Genomic DNA, 26199 nt, shown 5'->3' on the forward strand with positions numbered 1-26199 from the left:
TCGGGCTTGCCCTTCCCGTCGGGCTTGCCCTTCCCGTCGGGCTTGCCCTTCCCGTCGGGCGGACCCTTGCCCTCGGGCGGGCCGCCGCGTTCGGCGGACCCCTCCGCACGGGCGAGGTCGGCGTCGAACGGCGACGACCCGCCGAACGAGACGACGCTGATCAACGACAGCGCCGCGACCGCGGCGAGCAGCCGCGTGGACCGGGACGAGAGGGACACGGGCAGGCTCCTGAGGAGGGGACGTCACCTCGGAAGGTTCGCCACCGGACCCTCGGGTCCCTGCCGGGCCGCTACACCGTCCCGCCGCCGGTGGAGGGCTCGCGTTCCGGGAAGCCCCGCGCGACGATCTGCAGCGCGAAGGACCGGACGCGCTCGTCGAGCCCCTCCGGCATCCCCTCGCGGACCTCGCGGGCGAAGCTCTCGCCCGTCGTGTCGATCGACAGCAGGAACGCTTCGGTGCCCGGGCCGCCGGCCAGCACGGTCGGATCGTCCTCGACCGCGACCAGGTAGCGGACCCACGCGTCGAGGTGGGCCAGGTACCGGTCACGGATCGCGCGCACCTCGCCGCCCTCGACGGGTGCGGTGAGGTCCCGGCGGATCTCCTGCAGCGTCCGCTGCCCCTCGCCGGCCATCGACGACAGCTCGTCGAGCGTGGTGTCGGTCGGGCCGGACAGATCGCCGGCCAGCACCTCGGCGAAACCGGCCTGCGCGTCCATCATCTCGCGCTCAGCCCGGTCCACGTCGATGAGCACGCGGGCGAGGGCTTCGTCGGTCCCCGACAGGTCGTCGAGGTCGGGGACGACCACCTCGACGTCGTCCGAGGGCCCGGGCGCGGCGGCGTCGTCGTCACCGGCCCCGGGACGGTCGCCGGGCCCGCCCTCCGTGAGGCTGATGTCGGAGAGGCTCCGCGAGAGCGCTGCCACGCCGAACGCGAGCGGCACACCGACGATGAGCACCGCGCCGACCACGGCCAGCGCGATCAACCATCGACGGCGACGGCGCCGCCACGGGGGCGGCGGTGGCCCGTCGGGGTCGGGTGGTCCACCGGTCGCAGGTCCGCCGGCGGGGGGCTGGCCTGCTCCGGGCTCGCCCGGCCACGTCGAGGGAGGCCCGGGCCACCAGCTCGGTGCACCGTCCGGCGGTGGGGGCTGGCTCGGGGGTGGCGGTTGCGAGGAGCTCACGAGTCGCCTCGGGTCCGGCAGGGGTCGGCGGACGGTACCGCCGCCACGCTCGTGCGCCGGCACGGCGTTCTCGACCACCACGTCGATCGCGTCGTCGTCACCACCGCCTCGTCACAGCGGGGTCGTCGGGTAGCCCGCGTCGGCGAGCACCTGGTGGATCCGCGCGACGTGCTCGGGCCCGCGGGTCTCGAGCTCGACGATGACCTCGACCTGGCCGAGCGCGACCCGGCTGCCGAGCCGGTGGTGCTGCACCCCGACGACGTTGGCGCGCGTGTCGGCGATCGTCCGCAGCAACCGGGCGAGCTGGCCCGGCGCGTCCGGGACCCGCGTGCGGAGCGTCACGTAGCGGTGGTCGGCGGTCAGGCCGCCGGTGACGAGGTGCTGCAGCACGAGCGGGTCGATGTTGCCACCCGAGATCGTGGCCACCACCGGCCCGTCCACCTCGACGCGACCGGCGAGCAGCGCCGCGACGGCCGCCGCCCCCGACGGTTCGGCCACGAGCTTGGCCCGCTCGAGCAGCAGCACGACGGCACGGGACAGCTCGGCGTCGCTGACGGTCACGATGTCGTCGACCAGCTCGCTCACGTGCGCGAGGGTCAGCTCGCCCGGACGCTTGACCGCGATGCCGTCGGCGATGGTGTCGACCACCGGCACGGCGACGGGCTCCCCGGCAGCGAGCGACCCGGCGAACGGCGCGCACCCCTCGGCCTGGACGCCGACGAGCCGCACGTCGGGTCGGAGCGCGGCGAGGACGACACCGATGCCGGAGATCAGCCCGCCCCCGCCGACGCAGACCACGACCGTCGACGCCTCGGGGACCTGTTCGACCACCTCGAGCCCGACGGTGCCCTGGCCCGCGATGATGTCCGGGTGGTCGAAGGGGTGGACGAACACCTGCCCCTCGTCCTCGGCGAACCGAACGGCCTCGGCCAGCGACTCGTCGAAGGTCTCGCCGACCAGCCGCACGTCGGCCCCGTACCCGGTGGTCGCGTCGACCTTCGGCAGCGGCGCCTCGACGGGCATGAAGACCGTCGCGGCCACCCCCTGCATCGCGGCGGCGAGCGCCACTCCCTGCGCGTGGTTACCGGCCGAGGCGCACACGACACCGCCGCGCCGTTCGGGCTCGGACAGCTGGGCGATGCGGTTGTAGGCCCCGCGGAGCTTGAACGACCCCGTGCGTTGCAGGTTCTCGCACTTGAGGTGGACGTCCTGGCCGACGAACGAGCCGATCGCGCGCGACCGCTCCACCGGGGTGGCCTCCAGCACGCCGGACAGGCGCGCAGCCGCGGCACGGACGTCGTCGAGGGTGACCAGTTCCACGCGTCTCTCCCGGTTGCCGACGTCGCGCCGATCGCGGCTGCTGACCCTCGGAGCGTAGGAGCCGATCGGACGGCCACGAGGACCACGCGCGTTCCGCTCGGGCTCCAGCCACGCTCTAGATTGCCGGGGACCGCTCCCCCCTGCTCCGACCACGAGGACAGCTGCGATGGCCGACGAGTTCCGCACCGCGCACGACACGATGGGTGAGATGCAGATCCCGAGCGACGCGCTGTGGGGAGCCAGCACCCAGCGCGCGGTCGAGAACTTCCCCGTCTCGGGCCAGCCCGTGCCGCCGGAGGTGGTCCAGGCCCACGCGATGCTGAAGTGGGCGGCGGCCACCGCCAACGAGGAACAGGACGTGGTCACCGCCGACGTCGCCGACGCGATCCGCCGCGCCGCCGACGAGGTCATCGCCGGTGACCTCGACGACCACTTCCCCGTCGACGTGTTCCAGACCGGGTCCGGCACCTCGACGAACATGAACGTCAACGAGGTCGTGGCCAACCGCGCCAAGCAACTGCTCGGCGAGGAGCTGACCTCGAACCTCGTGCACCCGAACGACCACGTGAACGCCTCGCAATCCTCCAACGACACCTTCCCGACGTCCGTGCACGTGGCCGTCGCACGCGTCGCGAAGTACGACCTCATCCCCGGGCTGCAGCACCTCGCCGACGCCCTGCGCGCCAAGGCCGACGAGTGGTCGGACGTGGTCAAGTCCGGCCGCACCCACCTGATGGACGCCACCCCGGTCACCCTCGGCCAGGAGTTCGGCGGGTACGCGCGACAGATCGAGCTCGGCATCGCCCGGGTCGAGAAGGCGCTCGACTCGGTCTACGAGCTCGCCCTCGGCGGGACCGCGGTCGGCACCGGCCTCAACTGCCCGCCCGGGTTCGTCGACCGTGTGATCGAGCTGCTCGGCGAACGCACCGAGCTGCCGTTCCGCGAGGCCGAGGACCACTTCGAGGCGCAGGGGGCCCGCGACGCGCTCGTCGAGATCTCCGGTGCGCTCAAGACCGTCGCGGTGTCGCTGATCAAGATCGCCAACGACGTGCGGTGGATGTCGTCCGGGCCGCGGACCGGGCTGTACGAGATCCAGCTGCCGGAGATCCAGCCGGGCAGCTCGATCATGCCGGGCAAGGTCAACCCGGTGATCCCCGAGTCGGTGCGTCAGGTGGCCGCCCAGGTCATCGGTAACGACGCCGCTGTGACCGTCGGTGGGCTGTCCGGTGAGCTCGAGCTCAACGTGATGATCCCGCTGATGGCCCGCAACGTCATCGAGTCGGAACGCCTGCTGGCGGCCGTCTCGCGTGTGTTCGTCGACAAGTGCCTCGCCGACACCGAGGCGACCGACCAGGGACCGAAGCTCGTCGAGCGGTCCCTGATGCAGGTCACCGCGCTGGTCCCCGAGATCGGGTACGAGCGGTCCGCGGGCCTGGCCAAGAAGGCCCACAAGGAGGGCAAGACCCTCCGCGAGGTCGCCGTCGAGGACGGCGTCGCCGAGACCACGCTCGACCGGGTGCTCGACTACAAGCGCATGACCGAGGGCGGCATCCTCTGACCGTCACCCCGCCACCTCAAGGGCGTTGAACGCCCTTGAGGTCCCGCGTCGCACGGCCGATGAGGGGACGTGAACTGCGGAGGGCGAGGGAGCTGTGGAAGACCAAGCACGCCCTGACGTGAACCGTTCCGGCGCAACGCACCTGCGCCGACGGGTCGTCCAGGTCGGGCTGTGGTCGAGCCAGTTCGCCGCCGCTGCCTCCGCCCTGTACCTCCTGGCGACCCCGCAGGGCCCCAACCGCGGGATCCTCTGGGGGTGGCTCGGTGCGTCCGTCGCCGTGACCGTCGCCATGGTGGTCGCCGGCCGGCTCCGGTGGATCCGCGGCCGGCACGGCATGGGCGTGCTGTACGTCTGGAGCGGGTCGCAGTCGCTGATCATCGCCGCCTCAGCGGCGCTGGACGGCGGCCTCTCCAGCCCCTACATCGGCCTGCTCTTCCTGCCGCTCGTGGCCGGGGCCATCGGGTTCGCCCCGCGCGCGGTCATCATGCAGGGCATCTGGAGCACCGCCTGCCTGCTCGTCGTCGTCGCCACCGTCGGGGAACTGTCGGCCCCCCGAGCGGCGCTCTGGACGGTGGCCATCGGCCTGACCACGTGGGTCGCCTCGAGCAGTTCGCGCAGCCTGCTGACGCTCAGCGAGGACCTCGACCGCGCCAACCACCGGCTCGCCCACCTCGCGCGGGTGGATGCGCTGACCGGCTGCTTCAACCACCGCGCGTTCCACGAGCAGCTCCGGCTCGACCTCGCCCGCCGCACCCGGGGCGGCGACCCGATCAGCCTGCTCGTGCTCGACATCGACCTCTTCAAGGCGGTCAACGACACCCACGGTCACCCGGTCGGCGACGAGGTGCTGCGCGTCATCGGGAAGGCGATGCGAGGGACGGTGCGGCTCGGCGACGTCGTCGGACGCACCGGGGGTGAGGAGTTCGCGGTCCTGCTGCCCGACACCACCAGCGACGTGGCCGAGCTCATCGGCGAACGCATGCGTACCGCGATCGCCGACGCGCCCTCACCGGTGCCGGTGACCGTCAGCGTCGGGCTCGCCGCCGTCCCCGCCAGCGGCTGGACCGCCAGCGAGCTGATGCGGATCGCCGACGAAGCCCTCTACGAAGCCAAACGTGGCGGCCGCGACCGCCTGGTCCGCGCCGAAGACACCCCCGAGCGGCCCGCTCAGGGTGGCATCCTGACCTGATCCGCGGCCTCGGGCGCGGTCCATCCGGACACACCGGGCGGGTACCGCAACAGGTCACCGTGCAGGCGCCCGATGCACGCCCGGTCCACGCAGCCTCTCCCTATCATCAGAGAGGGGCTGACGTGGAGGGCTGGGATGTCGAAGCGGACCGCTCTCGTGGTCGTCGCCGCATCATCGTTGCTGGGCGCCACGGTCGTACCGGCGGTCGCGGGGCCACCGACGAGCGTCGACGTCATCGTGGTGTTCGCCGACGGTGCACCAGGCGGCGCCGTCGCGGCAGAGGCGACCGCGAGGCAGCACCGCGTCGAACTGGCGCACGTCTACGAGCACGCGCTGAGCGGCTTCGCCGGCGCGGTACCTGAGGATCGCCTCGAGGGACTGCGTCGCGACCCGCGGGTCGCCTACGTGGAGATGGACAGGGTCGTCACCACCGCCGCCCAGACCATCCCGACCGGGATCGATCGCATCTTCGCGAGCGACAACGCCAACATCCCGACCACGGGGACCGGCGATGTGGTCGACGTCGACGTCGCCATCCTCGACACCGGCATCGACCTGACCCACCCCGACCTCAACGTCGTCGCCAGCACCAACTGCCTGAACCACAGCGGCGGACCGCCGTTCTCGCGCACCTACCACTGCAGCGGTACGGGCAACGACGGCAACGGGCACGGCTCCCACGTCGCCGGGACGGTCGGGGCGTACGACGACGGCGCCGGCGTGGTGGGCGTCGCGCCAGGTGCGCGGCTGTGGGCGGTGAAGGTCCTCGACGACCAGGGCAGCGGCTCGTGGGCCTCGGTCATCGCCGGCATCGACCACGTCACGGCGAACGCCGCGACCATCGATGTCGCCAACATGAGCCTCGGTGGCAGCGGTTCGAGCGCCGCCCTGGACACCGCCATCGCCAACTCCGTCGCCGCCGGCGTCACCTACGCCGTGGCGGCGGGGAACAGCTCGGGCGATGTCGTCGACGACACGCCCGCCGGACACCCCGATGTCCTGACGGTGTCGGCCCTGGCCGACTTCGACGGCAAGCCCGGAAGCCTGGGCTCGCCGACCTGCCGGAACGACGAGGACGACACGTTCGCGAACTTCAGCAACTACGGCGACGGGTCCGTCCAGAACGTCGACCTGATCGCGCCGGGCGTGTGCATCCTGTCGACCTGGAAGAGCGGCGGCTACACCACCATCAGCGGCACGTCCATGGCCAGCCCGCACGTCGCCGGTGCGGCCGCCATCCTGGCCAGTCAGGGCATGACCGACGGCCAGATCAAGACCACCCTGGCCGCCGAGGCGAACCTCGACTGGAAGACCGACACCGACCCGGACGGCGTCCCCGACCGTCTCCTCGATGTCGGCAACGCGGCCGTGTTCGCCCCGACCCTCGTCGGCGGGACCGCCCCCGACCCGACCGACGACCCGCCGACGGTCGAGCTCACCTCACCGGCCGCCGGCGCCACGGTGTCCACGTCGGTCACGCTGTCCGCGACCGCGACCGACGACGTCGGCATCACTCAGGTCGAGTTCCGCGTGGATGGGACATCGGTGGGCGTCGGAAGCGCCAACGGCTCCACCTACACCCTCGAATGGGACTCGGCCTCCGTCGCCGACGGCGATCACACGATCACCGCGACCGCGACGGACACCGCAGGGCAGACCACCACCAGTGCACCGGTGACCGTGACCGTCGCCAACCCCGGCGGAACCGGCCCCGACCCGGAGGGGTTGTACGTCTCGTCGCTCACCGGGACCGGCGTGAACCAGGGATCGAACTGGCTCGCGACCGTGACCGTCGAGGTCAAGGACGCAGCAGCGCTCGCGGACGACGTGACGGTCGTGTTCAGCTGGGTGACCCAGCGCGGCGTCACCGGCTCCGCGACCTGCACCACCGGTTCCGCCGGGACCTGCCCGGTGTCCCAGAGCCTGGCGAAGCGGGAGGCCTCGGTGACCTACACCGTCGAGAGCCTCGACGGCAAGCCGACGAACCCGCCCCGCCCGACCGTGACCATCGCCAAGCCGTAGGGGGTCGCCCGGGCCCGTTCAGGTCGCGGGTGCTTCAGCCCCGCGCTCGCCGAGCCGATGAACGCCGCCATCTACGAGGTCAAGCGCGGCGGGCGTGATCGGCTGGTGGCCGCCGAGGGCGCGTAGGCGACGCCCGACACCGGGCCCCGCGCCGAGCTCACGCGATCCGCCACCGCCTGGACCGGAGCCGGAGCCGGAGCCGCGGCTCAGGCCTCGGAGCGGTAGTCGTCGGCGTAGTAGTCGACGCCGAGGTGGGTGATCTGGTCCTCGCCCATCATCCAGCGCAGCGTGTTCTTCAGCTTGGTCTGCTGGATGAACAGGTCGTGTTCGGGGTACAGCCCCGGGGCGACCTGGGGCGCCTTGAAGTAGAAGCTCAGCCACTCCTGGATGCCGCTCATCCCGGCCCGCTGCGCGAGGTCGAGGAACAGCGCGAGGTCGAGGCACAGCGGCGCGGCGAGGATGGAGTCCCGGCACAGGAAGTCGACCTTGATCTGCATCGGGTAGCCGAGCCAGCCGAACAGGTCGATGTTGTCCCACCCCTCCTTGTTGTCGCCACGCGGGGGGTAGTAGTTGATCCGGACCTTGTGGTAGAGGTCGCCGTAGAGGTCCGGGTAGGTCTCCGGCTGCAGGATGTAGTCGAGCACCCCGAGCTTGGAGCTCTCCTTGGTCTTGAACGACTCCGGGTCGTCGAGGACCTCGCCGTCGCGGTTGCCGAGGATGTTGGTCGAGTACCAGCCCGCCACGCCGAGCATGCGGGCCTTGAACATCGGGGCCAGCACGGTCTTGAGCATCGTCTGGCCGGTCTTGAAGTCCTTGCCGCAGATCGGCACCCCGTGGTCGGAGGCGAACTGCCGCAGGGCCGGCACGTCGACGGTCAGGTTCGGAGCCCCGTTGGCGAACGGGATGCCCTCGAGCAGCGCCGCGTAGGCGTACATCATCGACGGGGCGATGGACGGGTCGTCGGCGTCGATCGCGGCCTCGAACGCGTCGAGGTCGGCGTGCGCCGGCCCGATCTCGATGTAGATCTCGGTCGAGGCCGCCCAGAGCATGATCATGCGGTCGCAGGCGTGCTGCTCGCGGAAGTCGCGCAGGTCCTGACGGATCGCCTCGAGCATCCCACGCTTGGAGCGGTCGGGCTTGACGTTCTCGGGGTCGAGCCGTTTGACGTAGTTGTGGTCGAACGCCGCCGGCATCGGCTGCACGTCGCGGAGAGCTTCCCCGATCGGCTCGAGGTGACGGGCGACGTCCAGGACGCCGGCCTTGGTCGCCGACACGTACGCGTCGTCCTCGAACGGGTCCCACGCGCCGAAGACGATGTCGTCGAGCCCCGCCAGCGGGACGAAGTCCTTGATGAGCGGCGACCGGTCCTCGGTGCGCTTGCCGAGGCGGATCGTGCCCATCTGGGTCAGCGATCCGATCGGCTCACCCATCCCCCGGCGTGCGAGCTCGACGCCGGCGATGAAGGTGGTGGTGACGGCACCGAGCCCGACGCACACGACGCCGAGCTTGCCGGTCGCGGGCGCGACGGTGGGGGTGGCCAGGTCGGGCACGGGAGGCCTCACATGATCGGGTGGGATCGGCGCGCCGCGAGAGGTCAGCGGGCGCGCACGGTTCGCCGCAGGGTACGGCGCCCGTGCCGGTCACGCGGACCGCGGCGACACCAGCCGCTCCGGACCTCAGAGCGCGGCGAGGGCGGCCGTGACCGCGAGCTCGAGCTCGGCGAGGTGATCGACGTCGAGCGGGTGACCGTCGGCGTCACGGACGTAGAAGGCGTCCACCACCTCGAACCCGAGGGTCTGGGCCCGGGCCACGACGATGTCGAGCTCGAGCTCGGCGAGGGCGGTGGCGATCGCGTACAGCACCCCGAGCCGGTCGACGGTGCTGATCTCGACGATGGTCGACGTCCCGGTCGGGTCCGGCCCCGTGACCACTCTGGTCGGTACCTCGGGGAGGCGCGCGATCCGCTGGTCCTCGCCACGCGCCTTGCGCGAGACCCGGGCCCGGACCGCGAGCCGCCCCGCGGCGGCTTCGGCGAGATCACCCTCGACCCGGGCCCACCACGACCCACCCGTCCCCACCGGTGGACGGACCCGGAAGGTGTCGACGGCCAAGCCGTCGTCCCGGGTGAAGGCATCGGCGGCGACGATCGACCCCCCGTGCAGCGCGACGACCCCGGCGACCCTGGCGAACCACCCCGGGTGGTCGACGGCGACGACGTCGAGCTCGTCGGGACCGTCACGGACGTCATCGGCGACGGCGAACGCGCCCGGTGACGGGGACGGTTCGTCGGCGCGGGGCCGACGTTCCGCGGGGGTGACGCGGGTGCGGACCTCGGTCGGCCCCGGTCGGGTGACGGCCATCAGCGAGTGCCGCACCACGGCCCGGGCCGACACGGTGGCCGCGTACCGGTCCGGCAGCCGACCGAGGTGGGTTCGGACCTCCGACGGGTCCGCGCCGAGCTCGGGAGCCAGCTCCAACGCCTCGGTCGTCGTCGGGTCCTCACCGTCAGCGGCACGGTCGGGAGGGGTCTGATCGAACACGGCACGGACCTTCGTCACGAGGGTGGCTACGAGCTGCGCGTTCCAGTCGGTCCAGGCGGTCGGTCCGGTCGCGCGCCCGTCGGCGGCGGCCAGCAGGTGCAGCGCAGCGAGCGTCGAACGGTCGCCGACCGTCGCGGCGATGTCGCGGGCGAGGCTCGGGTCGGTGACGTCCCGCTTCCGGGCTGCGTCGGGGAGCAACAGGTGGAGCCGGACGAGCCGGCCGATGAGCTCGACGGTCGGATCGTCGCAGCCGAGCCGCCGCGCGATGGCCTGCGCCACCGGGACGCCGGTCTCGCTGTGCGGTTCGCCGTGGGCCTTGCCGACGTCGTGCAGTAGCGCGCCGAGCAGTAGCCCATCGGGGTCCTCCACGTCCTCGAGCGTGCGCGCGGCCCAGTCCTCGCGGCGCACCAGGTCACCGAGGGCAGCCGCGGCGTGCCACGCGTGCCGGTCGAGCGAGAACCGGTGGAAGGGGTTGCGCTGGGGACGCCCCCGCAGGGCCGACCACTCGGGGATGAGCGCGGTCACGAGCCCGACGTCGTCGAGCTCGGCCAGCGCCGGGAGCGCGACGTCGCCGCGCCACAGGACCTCGAGGAACCGCGACCGCGTCGCATCCGTCCACCGCCACGGGTGACCGTCCTCGTCGTCCCACCCGGCCTCGACGAGCGCGCGCACCCGCGCCGCCGAGCGCCGGTCGAGCACGGCGCCGGTATCGGCGAGAGCGGCGAACAACCGGAACGGGAGGTCGGGTGCGTCCAGAGCGGTGCGATCGGCACCGACGGGTTCGGGGAGGCGGAGCAGACCGTCGACCAGCTCGAGACCGTCGACCACCGACTGGGTCGGCCGCCGCAGACGTCGCTCGCCCCGGGAGACGTCGGCGTCGATCAGCGCCCACGCCCGCCGGTGGACGTGGTCCACGGTCCGGGCGGCGAGGTAGAGGTCGGTCAACAGCTGGTGTGGAGCGAGGTCGTGCTCGGCGCGGTCGACGTAGCCGCAGCGTGCAGCGACCGGGTCCTGGAGGTCGAGCCGCAGCTGCTCGCTCCTGCCCGGCTCCTCGCGTTCCGTAGCGGCGAGGTGCAGGCCGACACGGGCCGCCAGCAGCTGGTCGTAGGCCTGCGTCAGGCGGCGTCGATCGGGCGCCGCCACGTAGCCCGCCGGGACCAGCGGGTCGATCCCGGTGGTACCGACCAGCGCTGCGGCGGCCCACCGCAGCGACTGCACGTCCCGCAGGCCCCCGGCGCCGTCCTTGAGGTCCGGCTCGAGCACCTCGGCGGCGTCCCCCGCCTTGGCACGCCGCTGCGCATCGGCGCGCGCGAGCGAGCCAAGCAAGCGTCCCGGACGTCGCCGGATGCGTTGCAGCGTCTCCCCCCGCACCCGTGCAGCGAGCCCGCGGTCCCCGGCGAGGACCCGCAGGTCGAGCACCGCGGTCGCGGTGTCGAGGTCATCGACGGCAGCGACCGCTTCACGGCGGTCGCGGACGGCGTACCCGACGCTCAGACCGACGTCCCACAGCGGGTAGACCACCTCGCGGACCACCGGCTCGAGCTCGTCGCGTTCCAGCCGCTCGTGCAGGACGAGCAGATCGACGTCCGATCTCGGGCACAGCTCGGCGCGGCCGTAGCCCCCCACGGCCACGACGACGAGCGCCGCGTGGCGGGTGAGCGCCGGGGTGGCGAGCTCGACGATCGCGGCGTCGACCGCCCCGGTCCACGCCGCGCACCAGGCCCACCCCGGCGCCGGCCCGTCGGTCAGGAGCCGCTGGCGGGTCGCCCGCAGCTCCTCGACGACCTCGGCCGGGGACCGGGGGACGTCAGAGCGCGTCGGAGTCCTCCTCACCGGTGCGGATGCGCACGATGCGCTCCACCGCGGTGACGAAGACCTTGCCGTCCCCGACCTGGCCCGTCCGGGCGTGCTTCACGATCGCGTCGATGACGTCCGCGACCTGCCCGTCACCCGCGAGGATCTCGAGCTTCACCTTGGGGACGAACTCCACGGTGTACTCGGCTCCGCGGTAGACCTCGGTGTGGCCCCGTTGCCGGCCGTAACCGCGGACCTCGCTGACCGTCAGGCCCTGGACGCCGAGCTCCTGCAACGCGTCCTTGACCTCGTCGAGCTTGTGTGGCTTCACGAGCGCCGTCACGAGCTTCACCTTCAACCTCCTCTTCCCCGCGGCGGGCCGGGGGTGCCTGCGACCACCGTGCGTGGCCCCGGCCGGGGCCACGTCACCACGACCCGGGTGGGTCGCGGACCGGCGGGGGCCGGTCGCTGGTGAGCAGACGTTCGCACCACCCGTTGTCCGCGTGGTGTCGCGATCGTTTCACCGGCGTTACGCCTGGCCAGGCCGGGACGTGACCCACGGTGGTCCCTCGACCCGGCGTGGTGGCCGACCCGGGGTCCTGCAGGGCACATGCGTCCGTTGAACGCACCTTCGGCGTGCGATGCGTGCACCGGACGCACGGACGAAGGCGCGAGCACGCGCGTGAGCGTTGAATCTGTAGTGGCAGCCACACCCCTGGCTGTCACCCGCGTCCACCCAAGTCCGATGCCCCATCGGACGGACGCGGTCGGGTGTCTCGCCCTTCCCCCAGGGCGACCACCCCGCCGGTCGACGCCGTGCCCCGCGCGTCCCGGCCTCGGACCCCCCCCCCCGGCGGGGGGGGGGGTCCGCTCGTTGCACCAGCGATCGCGCCGGACCGCACCGGCGCGAGCCGTCCGGGTGCCACCTCCCCGCTCACCCTGGCCGGTCAGCCACCTCCGTTCGGCCGTTCGGTCGAGGAGTACGCCCGCCGCACGAGGTGACTACTCCCCCTCAACCATGCCGGGCCACCTGGCGATACCACGGGCACGGACGCTGACACCAGATGGGGGGGCACGTTGAGCACGACGGCTGCACGGCAGCGAGGCCCGCTCCTGGTCGCGATCGCGACCAGCGCGGCGCTCCTGAGTGCCCCCGCGGTCGCCCACGCTGACGCGCCCGACCGCGTCGGACCCCCCGATCACGCGCAGGAGCGCGCCCCGGCGGACCCGGGCCAGCCAGCCGGTGACGAGGCGGTCACGACGACCTCGTCGAGTTCCGCGTCCCGGTCGCACGCGAACTCCGCGTCACGACCGGACCCGAACCCGAGGTCGAAGGACGGCTCCGACCACCGATCGCACGCCGGCCCCTGGTCGGGTTCCGGTTCCTGGTCGAACTCCGACCGGGATGGAGCGGCCAACAGCCCGGGCAGCCGCGGGCAGGGCGAGCGGCCGGCAGCCGACGACCGCGGCCGCGCGGACCGCGGTCGCCAGGACCCCGGGGGCGGCTCGGACCAGCGACCGGGCAGCGGCGCCGATCGCGGTGCCGGTGCCGCGCCGGGCACCGGCGGTCCCGACCGACCCTCCGGTGAGGCTCCGCGCACGGGACCCCCTGCCCCGGCGCCGTCGGTCCCCGATCGAGCCTCGCCCCCACCGAACCGGACCAGGACGCGTCCCGTCGCACCGACACCGCCTGGCCAGCGTCTGCCGCCCTCGGCACCCGCCGAGCGCCCCGAGGCCGCCGATCGCCCGGGGATGCCAGCGGCAGACGTCGCCGCTGACATCGACCGTGCCGCCGGACCGAGCGTCCGCACGACCGTCGGGCGGTCCAGCGACGTCCGGCCCTCCCTGGCGTCGTTCGTCGCCCCCGCCTCCTCCGGCGTCGGCGGCGCGAGCGGGGACGGCGTCGCGGCCGCGACGGCCGGGACGCTGCCGCCCGTGAACCTCGACATCGTGCCCGCGACCCCCGACCGCCGCGACGATCGCATCAGCGCCGCACTCGCGTTGCTACCCGCGCGGGACCTCGGGATCCCTGCCGGGCTCCTGGCCATGCTCGTTCTCTACCTCGCCGGGCACCGGCTGCTGGACCGGGGCGGGTTGCCGATGTCGGACGCCGACGCCCGGGGGAACGATGTCCAGCTGGTCCTCTGAGCGCGTCACGCTCCAAGGGCGGCTCCGAGCCGTCACCGCAGGGCGCCTCGCCACGGTGGTCCTGGTGGCCATCCTCCTCGGAACGTTCGCCCGCCCCCTGATCGACCCCGCTGGCCGGGAACTGCTGGTGTGGGCGCTCGCCGTCCACCTCGTCGTGCAGATGCTCGCGGTGTTCATCACCAGCGAAGCTCGCTTCCAGCGGGTCACCATCGAGGTGACCCTCCTCGCCGACGTCGGCGTGCTCGCCGTCCTGAGCGCGGTGACCGGCGGCGTGGCGAGCCCGATGACGGCGCTGCTGGTCACCGAGGTCGTGGCGGTCACGCTGCTGTTCGGTCGCTGGACGGGACTGCGCGCCTCCCTGCTCTGCACGTTGGCGGTCGCCTGGCTCCTCGTCACGTCCCCCCACGCGCTCGACGTGGCGGCGGACGCCGCGCGGGAGACCGACGTCGCCACCGGGCTCGCCCTCGTGCCGTCCATCCGGGCGATCCTCCTGCTGGCCGCGATCTGGGCGACGGCGCTCACGACGGGCTGGCTCACGGGCTTCATCGAACGCGACCTGCGCCGCCGCACCGAGGATCTGACGCTCCTGCGTGAGGTGACACCCCACCTCGATCCTCGGCAGGGCGCGGACGCGGTCGCCGGTTCCCTGGCGGAGCTGCTCGTGGTCCGGCTCGGCCACCGCGCGAGCGCCGTCTGGTTGTCGTCGGGCGACCGGCTCGAGCTCCGGGGGGCGGCGCCCGCGACCGACGAGCTGGACGACACCGACCGCGACGGCCTGGCGCTGGCGCTGGACGAGGAGGTCGTGGCTTCGGCGCTCAGCAGCGGTGATGTCCACCCGGTCCGCCGCGACGACCCCCGCCCGGAGGTGCTGGTCGAGCACTTCGGCGAACGCGCACCCCTGGTGCTGGTCCCCCTCGGCATCGACGGCGACGTCGTCGGCCTGGTCGCCGTCGAGGTCGCTGCCCGCTTCGGCCGGGGCCCGACGCTGCGCGTACGCGAGGTACGGCTCCTGCGGATGCTGGCCGAACAGGCCTCGATGCTGCTCGAGAACGCGCGGTTGCAGACCGAGCTCGCCGACCAGGCCGTCACCGACGCGGTGACCGGTCTGCCCAACCACCGCTACCTGCAGCAGCGGCTCGGCGAGGAGCTCGAGCGTGTCGCCCGCGGCGAGGACCGCGGCGAGGCCCGATCGCTGTCGGTGGCGCTGCTCGATCTCGACCACTTCAAGGTGGTCAACGACACCTACGGCCACCCGACGGGCGACCGCGTGCTGGCGGCCGTCGCGCGCGCCGCCCAGCAGACGCTTCGCGGCAGCGACGTCGTGTGCCGCTACGGCGGCGAGGAGTTCGCGCTGATCCTGCCGGAGACCGGCGTGGAGGCCGCCCGCCTGGCGTGCGAGCGGGTCCGCGAGGCGGTGTCCTCCCTCCGCCTGACCGCGATCGACGGGCGGACGCTGCCGCCCGTCACCATCTCCATCGGCGTCGCCACCCTCGAGGGACACGCCGTCGACCGAGCGACGGTCCTCGCCCGCGCCGACGAAGCCCTGTACGCCGCCAAGGACGGCGGCCGCGACCGCGTCGTCCACGACGCGGACCAGATCGTCAACCTGACCTGACCTGGCCCGCCGTGGATGTCAGCCGAGGCGGGCGATCATGAGCTCGGCGGCCTCGGAGGGGTTCATCGCCACCGAGATCCCGTAGCTCTCGAGGAGCTCCTTCTTCTCGGCGGCCGACTCGCCACCCTCGCCGCCCTCCTTGACGATGGCGCCCGCGTGGCCCATCTGCTTGCCCGCGGGGGCCTCGAAGCCGGCGATGTAGCCGACGACGGGGGTGTCGGGGATGTTGTCGCGGATCCAGGCGCCGGCCTTCTGTTCCTCGGCGCCGCCGATCTCGCCGACGAACGCGATCGCCTCGGTCTCGGGGTCCTCGGCGAAGGCCTGGATGACGTCGAGGAACTGGGTGCCGATGATCGGGTCACCGCCGATGCCGACGCAGGTCGAGATCCCGATGCCCGCCCGCGCCAGCTCGTGCATGATCTGGTAGGTCAGCGTGCCGGAGCGCGACACCAGCCCGACCTTGCCCGGCGAGGTGATGTCGGCCGGGATGATGCCGACGTTGGATTTGCCGGGGCTGATCAGCCCGGGACAGTTCGGGCCGATCAGGCGCTTGCCGCCGCGACGGACCACCAGGTCGTAGACCTCGGTCATGTCGTGGACAGGGACGCCCTCGGTGATCGCCACGATCGTGTCGATGCCGGCCTCGTAGGCCTCGACGATGGCGTCCTTGGCGAACGGCGCGGGGACCATCACCATCGAGGTGTTGGCGCCGCCCTCCGACACCGCCTCCTCCACGGTCGCGAAGACCGGAACGTCCAAGCCCTCCCAGGTCGACCCGCCCTTCTTCGGGTGGGTCCCGGCGATGATCTTGGTGCCGTAGTCCTGGTTGCGCTCGGCGTGGAAGGTGCCCTGGGACCCGATGCCCTGGACGACGACCTTGGTGTTCTCGTCGATGAAGATGCTCATCTGCTGGCTCCTGTGCGCCGCGGCGGGCGCGGTTCGGCGACGTCTCTCAGGCGCTCGCGAGACGGACGGCTTCGGCGGCGGCTTCCTGCATCGTCGGCTTCGACACCACGTTCGGCAGGTCCGCCTGTTCGAGGATGCGACGACCCTCCTCGGCGTTGGTCCCGTCGAGCCGGACCACCAGCTTCTGCGGGAAATCACCGAGCCGCTTGGTCGCCTCGACGATGCCGCCCGCCACCTCCTCGCCGCGGGTGATGCCACCGAAGATGTTGATGAAGACGCTCTTGACGTTCGGGTCGGACAGCACGAGCCCGAGGGACTCCGCCATCGCGTCCGCCGAGGCGCCGCCACCGACGTCGAGGAAGTTCGCCGCGCGGCCGCCGTTCTGGGCGACGACGTCGAGGGTGGCCATGACGAGCCCGGCACCGTTGCCGAGGACGCCGACGTGGCCGTCCAGCTTGACGTACTGGATGCCCTTCGCCTTGGCCTCGGCCTCGAGCGGGTCGTCGGCGTCGAGCCCCTCGATCTTCCACTCGTCGTACCCGTCGTGGCGGAACGCCGCGTTGTCGTCGAGGGTGACCTTCGAGTCGAGCGCGATGATGCGGTCGTCCTCGGTCCGGATCAGCGGGTTGATCTCGGCCAGCGTCGCGTCCTCGGCGAGGTAGGCCGCGAACAGCTTGACCAGCAGGTCGGCGGCCTGGTCGCGGACCTCCTCGGGGAACCGGGCCTGGGCGATGATCTCGTCGGCGATCTCGCGCGGCAGACCGTGCTCACGTTCGGAGGGCGCGACGGTGCGCTTGACGACCGCCTCGGGGTTGGTCCGGTTGACCTCCTCGATGTCCACGCCGCCCTCGACCGAGCAGATGATGAGCTCGCCCTTGCTGACGCGGTCGTGCATCACCGACAGGTAGTACTCCTCGGCGATGTCCGAGGCCGGCTCGACCCACACGACGCGGACCTCGTGGCCCTTGATGTCGAGCCCGATGATGGACTCGGCGGCCTCGACGGCGGCCTCGAGCGTCGGGCAGTACTTGACCCCGCCCGCCTTGCCGCGGCCACCGGTCTTGACCTGGGCCTTGACCATCACCGCGGCCGTGCCGTCCTCGAGGTGGGAACGCGCGGCGTCCTCGACCTCGCTGACGCTGCGGCAGGCGGTACCGGCGGGCGGCACCGGGACGCCGTTGCGTCCGAACAGCTGCTTGCCCTGGAACTCGACCAGGTCCACGGGTGGCTCCTGTCGTGGTGGTTGGGGGTGGGCTCGCGGGCCGGCAGCCGCCGGACGCGAGCGACGGGGCGCCGCAGCGCCCCGTCGGGTGGGTGTCAGACCCGCTCGGCCACGTGCTCGGTGACCCAGTCGGTGATGGTCTTCATGGGCGTGCCGGGGGTGAAGATCTCGGCGATGCCCTGCTGCTTCAAGGTCTCGATGTCCTCGGCGGGGACGATCCCGCCGCCGAAGACGACGACGTCGTCGGCCCCCTGCTCGCGCAGGAGCGCGACCACCTTCGGGAACAGGGTCAGGTGGGCGCCGGAGTGGATCGACAGGCCGATGGCCTGCGCGTCCTCCTGCAGCGCAGCGGAGACGATCTGGTCGGGCGTCTGGTGCAGGCCGGTGTAGATGACCTCGAAGCCCGCGTCACGGAGCGCGCGGGCGACGACCTTGGCGCCTCGATCGTGCCCGTCCAGGCCCGGCTTGGCCACGACGACGCGGACCGCCATCTCTCGCTCTCCCTGCCTGGACGCTGGTCACCCGAGGGTGGGCGACGGGCCGAGGGTAGTCGCCGCCGGAGAACGGCTGCGAACCCGGCCAGCACCGGTGGCCACCATCAGCGCCCACGGCGCCGAGATGGTGGTGGAGGGCGGGCGGGCGGTACCGTCCGCCCCGTGACCGACCAGCGCCCCGACCCTGACCCTGTTCCCGCCCCCGATTTCGGCCCGGGCGGGTACCTGCCCGAACGGGCCGCGAAGCGTGCGCGCAAGATCGTGCTGCGCGCCCCCCTCGGGGTCCAGTGGATCGTGGCCTCGCTGCTGGCCGGGGTGGTCGTCGTGGTCGCGGGGGTGTTGCTGCTCACCCGCGGAGGCGGCGCGCCCGACCCGCCGTTCGTCGAGATCGGACCCGTCGACGCGGTCGCGGGCCAGGTCGTCCACGACGGCGACCTCGACGTGCTGCTGGTCGGCCTCGGCGGTCGCATCCGCGCCTTCGATGCGCCGGCCGACGTCACCTACTGCGAGGCGTCACGCCGTCTCGAGTCCCCGGACGGCGAGGTGTGGTCGCTCACCGGCCGCGGCACGGGCGGGACGGCCTCGTTCGCCGAGCACCCGACGCTCACCTCGGACGGGATCCTCTACGTCGACCCGACCGCCGCGACCACGCCGCCCACGCCCACGGACGACACGGTCCCCGCCGGCTGCAGCTGACCGCCGAGGTCAGACCTTGCCGGAGGTGACCAGCTGCTCGAGGTTGGCGAGGGTGCGCTCCATGCCGCGCAGGTTCCGCTTCGGGATCCGCGCCAGCTCGAGCGGCAGCTTGGCCTTGGCGGTGGACCAGTCGAAGGTCTCGGTCACCTGGGTGCCACCGTCGACGTCCTCGAGCTCGTAGCGCCAGCGGTGGCCGTGGAAGTGGCGCCAGGCGATCAGGGTGCCTTCCTCGAACTCGACCACGGTGTTGAGGATCGGGTACGGCGCTCCGAGCTTCATCTCCATCCCGAAGCGGGCGCCGTCGCTGAGGCGCTCCGGTGTGCCGTCCTGGACACCGGTGACCTCGGCCCACCCGGCCCCGTCGATCACGGGGTGCATCGCCGGATCGGCGATGACGTCGAAGATGGCCTGGCGGTCGGCGGCGATGACCCGGCTGGTCGAGACCTGCTTGCGGCGTGCCACGTGGGAGCTCTCCGGTCGGAGGGTGTGGAGGTCGAAGTTCGGTGCGGGTGGTGGGGGTGGTGGGGGTGGCCGGCGGAGCGGTGCTCCGCGGTGCCAGGGGGTACCAGAGGTTCGAGGTCGCCGGCAGCCCGGACGGCCGGTCCGACGGGCCGGGCCGAGCGGCGAACCGGTCCGTCAGCCGCGGAGGGCCTCGACGAGCAGCAGGATGCCGAACAGGGCGAACGCGACCGCCGACAGCTGTCGGAGCCGGTCCGCCGGCAGCCGGCGGTGCAGGAGCCGACCGACCGCGATGGCGACGGCCGACGCGGCGGTCATCCCGGCCGTCGCACCGATCCAGACCATCACCGGTGCCCGGCTGGAGGCCAGCGCAGCCGTGCCGAGCATCGTCTTGTCGCCGAGCTCGGCGACCACCATCGCCACCACGATCGTGACGATGACCGAGCGACGAGCGCGAGCGTCCGCGCCGCGACCCTCGGCCGTGCCGTCGTCAGCGACCCCAGCAGCCTCGCCAGCCTCGCCAGCCTCGCCAGCCTCGCCAGCCTCGCCGACGCCGTCGCCACCATCGTCGTCACGCCAGGTCCACACCGCGAAGCCGAGGAAGAGCACCCCGCCGACCGCCGCGATGCCCCGGGTCGGCAGCGCGCTGCCGAGCACCCCGCCGACGGCGGCCGACAGGCCGAGCAGCAACGCCGCAGCCACCGCGACCCCGACCAGGACCTGCCACCACCGGTACCGGGTCGCGAAGCTGAGGGCGAGCAGCTGCGACTTATCCCCGAGTTCCGCCAGCGCGATCAGCCCGAAGGCGGTCACCAGGTCGGTCACGCCTTGACCAGCGGCGCGTAGGCGAGCACCAGGTGCTTGCGGCCGTGGTCGAGGAAGTCGACCGTCGCCTCGGCCTTCTCCCCCTCCCCCGACAGCGCCGAGATGCGGCCCTCGCCGAACTTGGTGTGCACCACCGTGTCGCCGGTGCGGAACTCCGCGCCGGCGAGCTCGACGACCTCGCGGTCCCGCGCACGCTTCGCGGCGGAGGTGGTGCGTGAGGCACCCCGGTGCTCGACCAGGTCGGCGGGCAGGTCATCGAGGAAGCGTGACGGCGGGTTGTAGGAGGTCCCGCCCCACAGGGTCCGGTGGTCGGCGTGCGTGAGGTAGAGCCGGTCCTGGGCGCGGGTGAACCCGACGTAGGCCAGCCGGCGTTCCTCCTCGAGCTGCTGGGGGTCGGAGAGGCTCCGCACGTGCGGGAACACCCCGTCCTCGAGCCCGACGAGGAACACGATCGGGTACTCGAGCCCCTTGGCGGTGTGCAGGGTCATCAGCGTCACGGCGCCGTCGGCGTCCTCGTCGTCGAGCTGGTCGGCATCGCTGACGAGGGTCACCGACTCGAGGAAGGCCGCCAGGGCTTCGGGGCCCGTCCGCGTGCCCGCGTCACGCTCGGCGCCTCTCCCTGGAGGTGCCGATCTCTCCCAGAACTCGCGGACCACCGATCCGAGCTCCTCGACCACCTCGACGCGACCGAGCGCCTCGATGGTGCGTTCGGCCTGCAGCTCGCGGAGGTAATCGGTGCGGTCGAGGACGTGATCGAGCAGGTCCGGCAGCGGCACGTCGTGGTCGAGTTCGGTGCGGAGGCCGTCGAGCAGCTGCACGAACGCGTCGACGGCGCCGATGGCGCGCGCGGCGAGGCCCTGGACCTGGTCGGCGTCGCGGGCGGCGGCCAGGAACGAGGTGCCCTCGCGGCGGGCGTGCCAGTCGAGCGCCTCGATGGTCCGGTCCCCGACACCTCGCCGTGGGGTGTTGATGACGCGACGGGCGGACACGTCGTCGGCCTCGTTGACCAGCAGGCGCAGGTAGGCGAGGAGATCCTTGACCTCCTTGCGCTCGTAGAAGCGCACCCCACCGACGACCTTGTAGGGGGTGCCGACCCGCAGCAGCACGTCCTCGAGCACCCGGGACTGCGCGTTGGTCCGGTAGAAGACCGCGACGTCGTCGAAGGTGTAGCGCCGCCCGCCGGGGCCAGCGTCGGCGGAACCGACACCCTCGACGAGCCGCTCGACCTCCTCGGAGACGAACGCGGCCTCGTCGCGCTCGTCGTCGGCGCGGTAGCGGACGACCGGGGCGCCGACCTCGCGATCGGTCCACAGCTCGGCGCGCCGCTCGACCGGGGAGGACGCGATGACGGCGTTGGCGACGTCGAGGATGGTCTGGGTCGAGCGGTAGTTGCGGTCGAGGACGACCACCCGCGCGTCGGGGTGGTCGGTCTCGAAATCGAGGATGTTCTTGATGGTGGCGCCTCGCCAGCCGTAGACGCCCTGCTGTGGGTCGCCGACCACCATCACGTTGCGGTCGGGACCGGTCAGCAGCTGCACGAGGTGGTACTGGGCCCGGTTGGTGTCCTGGTACTCGTCGATCATCAGGTGCGCGAACCGGCGCTGGTAATGCTCGCGGACACCGTCGAACAGCTGCAGCACCTCGACGGTCTTGACGATCAGGTCGTCGAAGTCGAGCGCGTTGGCGCGCCGGAGCCGGTCCTCGTAGGCCCGGTAGACGTCGGCGATCTGTTCCTCGGGCCAGCCGCCGGCCCGCTGCGCGTAGGTCTCGTGGTCGAGCAGTCCGTCCTTGGCGCGGCTGATGGCGTCGCGGATGCCGCGAGGTGGCAGGCGGCGGTCGTCGACGCCGAGGTCCTTGGCGATCTGCGTGACCAGGCGCAGGCTGTCCTGCGCGTCGTAGATCGTGAAGCCGCTCTTGTACCCGAGCCGAGGCAGCTCACGCCGGAGCAGCCGGACACCGGTCTTGTGGAAGGTGGTCACCCACATCTTGTCAGCGACACGGCCGCCCACGTGGTGGCCGACGCGTCCGGCCATCTCGTTGGCGGCCTTGTTGGTGAAGGTGATCGCCAGCAGCGAGAACGGATCGACGTCGTGGTCGCGGATCAGGTGGGCGATCCGCTGGGTGAGCACCCGGGTCTTGCCGGATCCGGCACCAGCGACGACCAGCAGCGGCCCCTCGACGGTCTCGACGGCCTCGCGCTGGGCGGGGTTGAGACCTTCGAGCAGGGGCGAGTCGCCCCGAGCGCGGGGCGCAGCGCGATCAACGGGCACGTGAGGACCTGGCGGTGGGTGGCACGGCGGGCCGACCAGGGTACGCCGGGCCACCGACAGCTCAGGGACGCCTCAGCCGGCCGGGTGTGGACGGCAGTTCAGCTCACGAACCGGATGGTCAGCGGGTAGCGGTAGCTCTCGCCGTCCCACGCCTTCACCGACGCCATGATCGGCAGCACGATCCACACGATCCCGAGCAGCGCGGCGAGCGGGACGATCACGATCAGGCCGAAGCCGAGGGTCACGACCGCGCCGAGGAAGGCCAGGACACCGCCGACCACACCGATCAGCAGGAACGTGAGGTTGAAGTTCAAGGCTTCCTTGCCGTGGTGGTCGATGAAGCCGTGGCGCTCCCGGCCGAGCATCCACACCACCAGCGGGCCGAGGAACGCCAGGAACACCCAGGCGCCGACGAACGCCGACAGGTGAGCGGCCACACCCCAGCCGCGGGTCTCGCTGGTCAGGCCGCTGCGGTGCGGCGCAGGGCCGCCACCGCTCGGGGGGCCGCCGGCGCTCGGGGGGCCGCCGGCGCTCGGGGGGCCGCCGGCGCTCGGGGGGCCGGTCGGTTCGGGCGGGTCGGGCGGGTCGGGCGGGTCGGGCGGGTCGGGCGGGTCGGGGTACGGGGTGGACACGGTGGCCACCTTCCTTCCAGATCGGGACGCCGCGGTGCCGGCGTGGAGCACAGCCTCGCATCCGCACGCCCGTCCTGCCATCAGGGCGAACCCCGAGACGACCCTGACGCGCGGGTCACCGCTCAGGGTGGCCACGGTGCGTCGACGGGCGCTCGGGTCCGGACACGCCGGTGGGGCGGCCCGGAAGCCGCCCCACCGTGTGGTGCTTCGCTGTCCGGCTCGGTCAGCCGGAGCAACGCGACTCGTAGGCGAACTCGTCCGCCGTGGCGCCGGTCACACCGGTCTCCTCGGTACGCAGCCGCAGGGGCTCGTCCGAGTCCGGCTTGGAGATGACGGCGGTGCGGACGTCCGACCCGCCCTCACCGAAGGTGCGCTCGGGGAGCGCGCCCTCGTAGTCGACGGTCAGACCGTTGACCGCGTCACGGACACCCTGACGGGTCAGGTCGCCGTTGTCGGCGGCCGTCTCGAGCAGGGACTTCATCGGGTACGACCAGATCCACCCGAAGGTGTAGCCGTCGTTGCCGGGAAGCTCACCCTCACCGAGGGCGGCCTGCATCGCCTGGTGCGCCTCGGACTCGCCGGTGAAGGCCTCCCAGGGACCGACGTGGGTGAACATCGCCTCGAGCGCCGGAGCGGCCGGGGAGTCCATCAGCGCCGGGTTCCAGGTCGGGACCGAGCCCATGAAGCGACCCTGGTACCCACCAGCGGCAGCGCCACCGACGATCTCGGCGGCTTCAGCCGGGCCGACCGCGAGGACGACCACGTCCGCGCCGCCCTGCACGACCTGGTTCACGGCCGCGTCCTGCGAGCCGACGAGCGCGTTCGGACCGGTCTCGGCGAAGCCGATGTACTCGGCCCCGGTCGCCTCGGCCCACACCTCGGCGCCAGCAGCAGCGTCACCGCCGTAGTCACCGGGGTAGCCGACGGCCTGGACGGTGCCGATCTCGCCCTCGTTCTCGTTGGACCAGTCGAGGCCGATCTGCGACTCGACGCAGTACGAGTACCCGGACTCGAGGATCAGACCGTTGTCGGAGTCCTCGAAGTTCCAGCCGGACCACCACGACGCCGGGATACCGACGACGTTGTCCGCGTCCATGTCGGGCAGGATCGCCTCGGTCGGCGGCGTGCCGAGCGTCTGAGCGAGCGCGAGGATCTCGGGCTCGATCTCGTTGTAGAGCTGCGACTGGGTCTGCGGGTTGTACTCGTTGTCGCGGGTGTAGGTGTCGATGTCGATGTCGTACCCGCCGATACCGCCTTCCTCGTTCACGCGCTGCCAGAAGGCACGCTGACCTTCGACGATCTGCACAGCGAGCGGCGCGAACGGACCGACGGTCAGGTCGGACAGCACACCGAGGTAGATGCAGCCGTTGTCCTCGTTGACCGCGTTGTCGCACGGCTCGTCGGTGACACCCACGTCGGTCGCGATCTCGCCGCTGCCGCCGTCGTCGCCACCGTCGTCGGTCGCGGTCTGGCCATCGTCGGCCGCGCCGTCGTCGTCACCATCTCCGCCGCACGCGCTCGCCACAAGGGCGACCGCACACAGCGCGGCGGCGTGTCGCCGCCATCGCTTGTTGTCCCGCATATCCCTTCGACCTCCTGATCGATGAAGGGTCTCCCAGAACCGTCCCGCGGTGCCGGACGGACGTTCCTACCCCCACTCTACGACCGCGGTCGTAGCTTGGGGAGCATTCGCGCCGTACCGTGCGGTCCGGCGAAGCTCAGTACGAGAAGGGCCAGGCCTTCCAGTAGTTGCGGATCCGCAGCCACAGGCCGAACAGGCCACGCGGCTCGATCACGAGGAACAGCACGATCAGGGCACCGAACAGGATGCCCTCGAGCTGGTCGACCGAGACGATCCCTCCCTGCGAGCTGCGCGAGATGCCGGGGACGTAGCCCGACAGCCACTGCACGAACCGCGGCAGCATCTGGATCACGATCGCGCCGATGATGGCGCCCGAGATCGTGGCGACGCCGCCGACGAGGATCATCGCCAGGAAGATCACCGACAGGGTCAGGTTGAAGTTCTCGGGGGTCGGCTGCCCGAAGGTGACCGCCAGGAGCCCACCGCAGATGCCGGCGTAGAACGACGACACGGTGAAGGCCAGCACCTTGGTCCGGGTCAATGGCACGCCCATGACCTCGGCGGCGATGTCGCGGTCGCGGACCGCGGCGAACGCGCGCCCCACCTTCGAGCGAGCCAGGTTCCGCGCACCGATGGCCAGGAGCACCAGCATGAGCAGGCTGAACAGGTAGTACAGCTGCGATCCGGTGAGCTCGATGCCGAGGATCGTCTGGCGGGCGTTGAGGTCGAAGCCGAAGACGACCGGCGGCGCAGCGCGGCGTCCGACGCCGGGGCCACCGGTGAAGGTGCGCAGCTCCTTGAACAGGTGCTCGCCGATGAACACCAGCCCGAGCGTGAGGATCGCCAGGTACAGGCCGCGGACCCGGGCCGCCAGCGGTGCGACCAGGAACCCGACGAGCGCGGCGACGAGCCCCGCCGCCGGCAACCAGATCCACATGTCGAGGCCGAGACCACGCAACGACCCGGACGCCGGACCACCGACGAACGCTGCGGTGAACGCGCCGAGCCCGACGAAGAACGCGTGGCCGAGCGACACCTGGCCGGCGTAGCCGGTGACGAGGTTCAACCCGATCGCGCCGATGGCGAAGATGAACGCCGTGGAGAGCAGGCTCGTGAGGTCGCGGCTGAGCAGGAACGGTGCCAGCACGGCGATCACCAGCAGCACCGCCGTCGACGAGCGCTTGCCCGGCGTGTTCAGCAGCGACTGGTCCGTGGCGTACTCGGTGTACAGCTCGGGACGGCCTCGGCGCATGATGCGGCGCTTGACCCCGGCGAGCGGTGAGGTGGCTTGCTCGGTCACAGCGACCCCTTCAGGTGGCACGGCATCCCCGCGGGGAGCTGGGCGTCGTCCCGCGACTGGTGGTGGTCAGACACGGTGGACCTCCGGGGTGCCGAACAGCCCGTAGGGGCGGACCATCAGCACGATGATCATGATGATGTAGGGCACGACGACGTCGACGTTGGCGCCGACGATCGGCGCGAGGGTCGCGGCGTAGTTGCGCGTGATGGACTCCGCCACGCCGATGAAGAGCCCGCCGATCAGCGCCCCACGGATGGAGTCGAGCCCGCCGAGGATGATCACCGGCAGGGCCTTGAGCGCCACGAACGCCGTGGTCGCTTCGACACCACCGCCGCCGGTGCCGACGAACATGCCCGCGAGCGCGGCGAGCGCGCCCGACATCGCCCACGACAGCCCGAACATCCGGCCGACGTTGACGCCCTGGGCGAGCGCGACCTCCTGGTCGAG

Annotated in this window: 20 protein-coding genes and 2 pseudogenes; 6 read left to right on the plus strand and 16 right to left on the minus strand. The window is 72.2% G+C overall.

Annotation, left to right across the window (positions count from 1 at the left end; translation table 11 throughout):
- From WEB03_RS05490 to ilvA, 3 genes and pseudogenes are all read right to left on the minus strand, one after another.
- Positions 1-218, minus strand: a pseudogene (locus WEB03_RS05490) (hypothetical protein); the annotation flags it as partial.
- A gap of 71 nt (positions 219-289) precedes the next feature.
- Positions 290-982, minus strand: coding sequence for a hypothetical protein (locus WEB03_RS05495; protein WP_368069949.1), 693 nt, complete (start codon positions 980-982; stop codon positions 290-292).
- A gap of 309 nt (positions 983-1291) precedes the next feature.
- Entirely contained in the window at positions 1292-2500 is a 1209-nt protein-coding gene (gene ilvA / locus WEB03_RS05500) for a threonine ammonia-lyase (protein WP_368069950.1), read from the minus strand.
- 166 nt (positions 2501-2666) lie between these two features.
- Between ilvA and WEB03_RS05505 the strand changes: the two genes are divergently transcribed.
- The 3 genes from WEB03_RS05505 to WEB03_RS05515 all read left to right on the plus strand — a co-directional run bounded on the left by WEB03_RS05505 (position 2667) and on the right by WEB03_RS05515 (position 7269).
- Positions 2667-4058, plus strand: a complete 1392-nt coding sequence (locus WEB03_RS05505) for a class II fumarate hydratase (RefSeq protein ID WP_368069951.1) — start codon at positions 2667-2669, stop codon at positions 4056-4058.
- A gap of 118 nt (positions 4059-4176) precedes the next feature.
- Entirely contained in the window at positions 4177-5247 is a 1071-nt protein-coding gene (locus WEB03_RS05510; protein ID WP_368069952.1) for a GGDEF domain-containing protein, read from the plus strand.
- Positions 5248-5382: 135 nt separating this feature from the next.
- Complete coding sequence (locus WEB03_RS05515) at positions 5383-7269, plus strand: S8 family serine peptidase (protein WP_368069953.1); 1887 nt, start codon at positions 5383-5385, stop codon at positions 7267-7269.
- Positions 7270-7475: 206 nt separating this feature from the next.
- Here WEB03_RS05515 and WEB03_RS05520 read toward each other — a convergent pair whose 3' ends face one another.
- The 3 genes from WEB03_RS05520 to WEB03_RS05530 form a co-directional block, all read right to left on the minus strand.
- Entirely contained in the window at positions 7476-8810 is a 1335-nt protein-coding gene (locus WEB03_RS05520; protein ID WP_368069968.1) for an inositol-3-phosphate synthase, read from the minus strand.
- Positions 8811-8945: 135 nt separating this feature from the next.
- Positions 8946-11642 (minus strand): HD domain-containing protein, encoded by a 2697-nt coding sequence (locus tag WEB03_RS05525; RefSeq protein ID WP_368069954.1) that lies wholly within the window; start codon positions 11640-11642, stop codon positions 8946-8948.
- A complete protein-coding gene (locus tag WEB03_RS05530) occupies positions 11617-11955 on the minus strand; it encodes a P-II family nitrogen regulator (protein WP_368069955.1) in 339 nt (112 codons plus the stop codon). The genes WEB03_RS05525 and WEB03_RS05530 overlap by 26 nt, the downstream gene beginning before the upstream one ends.
- A gap of 1400 nt (positions 11956-13355) precedes the next feature.
- Here WEB03_RS05530 and WEB03_RS05535 point away from each other — a divergent pair.
- Positions 13356-13751, plus strand: coding sequence for a hypothetical protein (locus WEB03_RS05535; protein ID WP_368069956.1), 396 nt, complete (start codon positions 13356-13358; stop codon positions 13749-13751).
- A 64-nt stretch (positions 13752-13815) separates the two neighbouring features.
- A complete protein-coding gene (locus tag WEB03_RS05540) occupies positions 13816-15366 on the plus strand; it encodes a GGDEF domain-containing protein (protein ID WP_368069957.1) in 1551 nt (516 codons plus the stop codon).
- Positions 15367-15384: 18 nt separating this feature from the next.
- On the opposite strand, the gene sucD is transcribed toward WEB03_RS05540, so the two are convergent.
- From sucD to WEB03_RS05555, 3 genes are all read right to left on the minus strand, one after another.
- Complete coding sequence (gene sucD, locus WEB03_RS05545; RefSeq protein WP_368069958.1) at positions 15385-16272, minus strand: succinate--CoA ligase subunit alpha; 888 nt, start codon at positions 16270-16272, stop codon at positions 15385-15387.
- 46 nt (positions 16273-16318) lie between these two features.
- Positions 16319-17494 (minus strand): ADP-forming succinate--CoA ligase subunit beta, encoded by a 1176-nt coding sequence (sucC, locus tag WEB03_RS05550; RefSeq protein ID WP_368069959.1) that lies wholly within the window; start codon positions 17492-17494, stop codon positions 16319-16321.
- Positions 17495-17589: 95 nt separating this feature from the next.
- A complete protein-coding gene (locus WEB03_RS05555) occupies positions 17590-17985 on the minus strand; it encodes a cobalamin B12-binding domain-containing protein (RefSeq protein ID WP_368069960.1) in 396 nt (131 codons plus the stop codon).
- A 165-nt stretch (positions 17986-18150) separates the two neighbouring features.
- Here WEB03_RS05555 and WEB03_RS05560 point away from each other — a divergent pair, with 165 nt between their 5' ends.
- Positions 18151-18684, plus strand: a complete 534-nt coding sequence (locus WEB03_RS05560) for a hypothetical protein (RefSeq protein WP_368069961.1) — start codon at positions 18151-18153, stop codon at positions 18682-18684.
- Positions 18685-18693: 9 nt separating this feature from the next.
- Here WEB03_RS05560 and WEB03_RS05565 read toward each other — a convergent pair whose 3' ends face one another.
- The 7 genes and pseudogenes from WEB03_RS05565 to WEB03_RS05595 all read right to left on the minus strand — a co-directional run.
- Positions 18694-19146, minus strand: a complete 453-nt coding sequence (locus tag WEB03_RS05565; protein ID WP_368069962.1) for an SRPBCC family protein — start codon at positions 19144-19146, stop codon at positions 18694-18696.
- 174 nt (positions 19147-19320) lie between these two features.
- Positions 19321-19968 (minus strand): TMEM165/GDT1 family protein, encoded by a 648-nt coding sequence (locus WEB03_RS05570; RefSeq protein WP_368069963.1) that lies wholly within the window; start codon positions 19966-19968, stop codon positions 19321-19323.
- Positions 19965-22238: a UvrD-helicase domain-containing protein gene (locus WEB03_RS05575; protein ID WP_368069964.1), complete on the minus strand. Its 2274-nt coding sequence runs from the start codon at positions 22236-22238 to the stop codon at positions 19965-19967. The genes WEB03_RS05570 and WEB03_RS05575 overlap by 4 nt, the downstream gene beginning before the upstream one ends.
- A gap of 98 nt (positions 22239-22336) precedes the next feature.
- Positions 22337-22870 (minus strand): DUF4870 domain-containing protein, encoded by a 534-nt coding sequence (locus WEB03_RS05580; protein WP_368069965.1) that lies wholly within the window; start codon positions 22868-22870, stop codon positions 22337-22339.
- Between the two features lie 223 nt (positions 22871-23093).
- A complete protein-coding gene (locus WEB03_RS05585) occupies positions 23094-24452 on the minus strand; it encodes an ABC transporter substrate-binding protein (RefSeq protein WP_368069966.1) in 1359 nt (452 codons plus the stop codon).
- A 136-nt stretch (positions 24453-24588) separates the two neighbouring features.
- On the minus strand, positions 24589-25752 hold the full coding sequence (locus WEB03_RS05590; RefSeq protein WP_368069967.1) for a branched-chain amino acid ABC transporter permease: 1164 nt from the start codon (positions 25750-25752) through the stop codon (positions 24589-24591).
- Positions 25753-25818: 66 nt separating this feature from the next.
- Positions 25819-26199: pseudogene (locus WEB03_RS05595) on the minus strand (branched-chain amino acid ABC transporter permease); the annotation flags it as partial.

It is taken from the genome of Nitriliruptor sp. (assembly GCF_040882075.1).
GTDB lineage: Bacteria > Actinomycetota > Nitriliruptoria > Nitriliruptorales > Nitriliruptoraceae > Nitriliruptor.

Excerpts from the sequence above, each read along its gene's own strand:
- WEB03_RS05505 (WP_368069951.1), top strand. The coding sequence starts at position 2,667 with ATGGCCGACGAGTTCCGCACCGCGCACGACACGATGGGTGAGATGCAG.
- WEB03_RS05515 (WP_368069953.1), top strand. The coding sequence starts at position 5,383 with ATGTCGAAGCGGACCGCTCTCGTGGTCGTCGCCGCATCATCGTTGCTG.
- WEB03_RS05535 (WP_368069956.1), top strand. The coding sequence starts at position 13,356 with ATGCCAGCGGCAGACGTCGCCGCTGACATCGACCGTGCCGCCGGACCG.
- sucD (WP_368069958.1), bottom strand. The coding sequence starts at position 16,272 with ATGAGCATCTTCATCGACGAGAACACCAAGGTCGTCGTCCAGGGCATC.
- WEB03_RS05555 (WP_368069960.1), bottom strand. The coding sequence starts at position 17,985 with ATGGCGGTCCGCGTCGTCGTGGCCAAGCCGGGCCTGGACGGGCACGAT.
- WEB03_RS05585 (WP_368069966.1), bottom strand. The coding sequence starts at position 24,452 with ATGCGGGACAACAAGCGATGGCGGCGACACGCCGCCGCGCTGTGTGCG.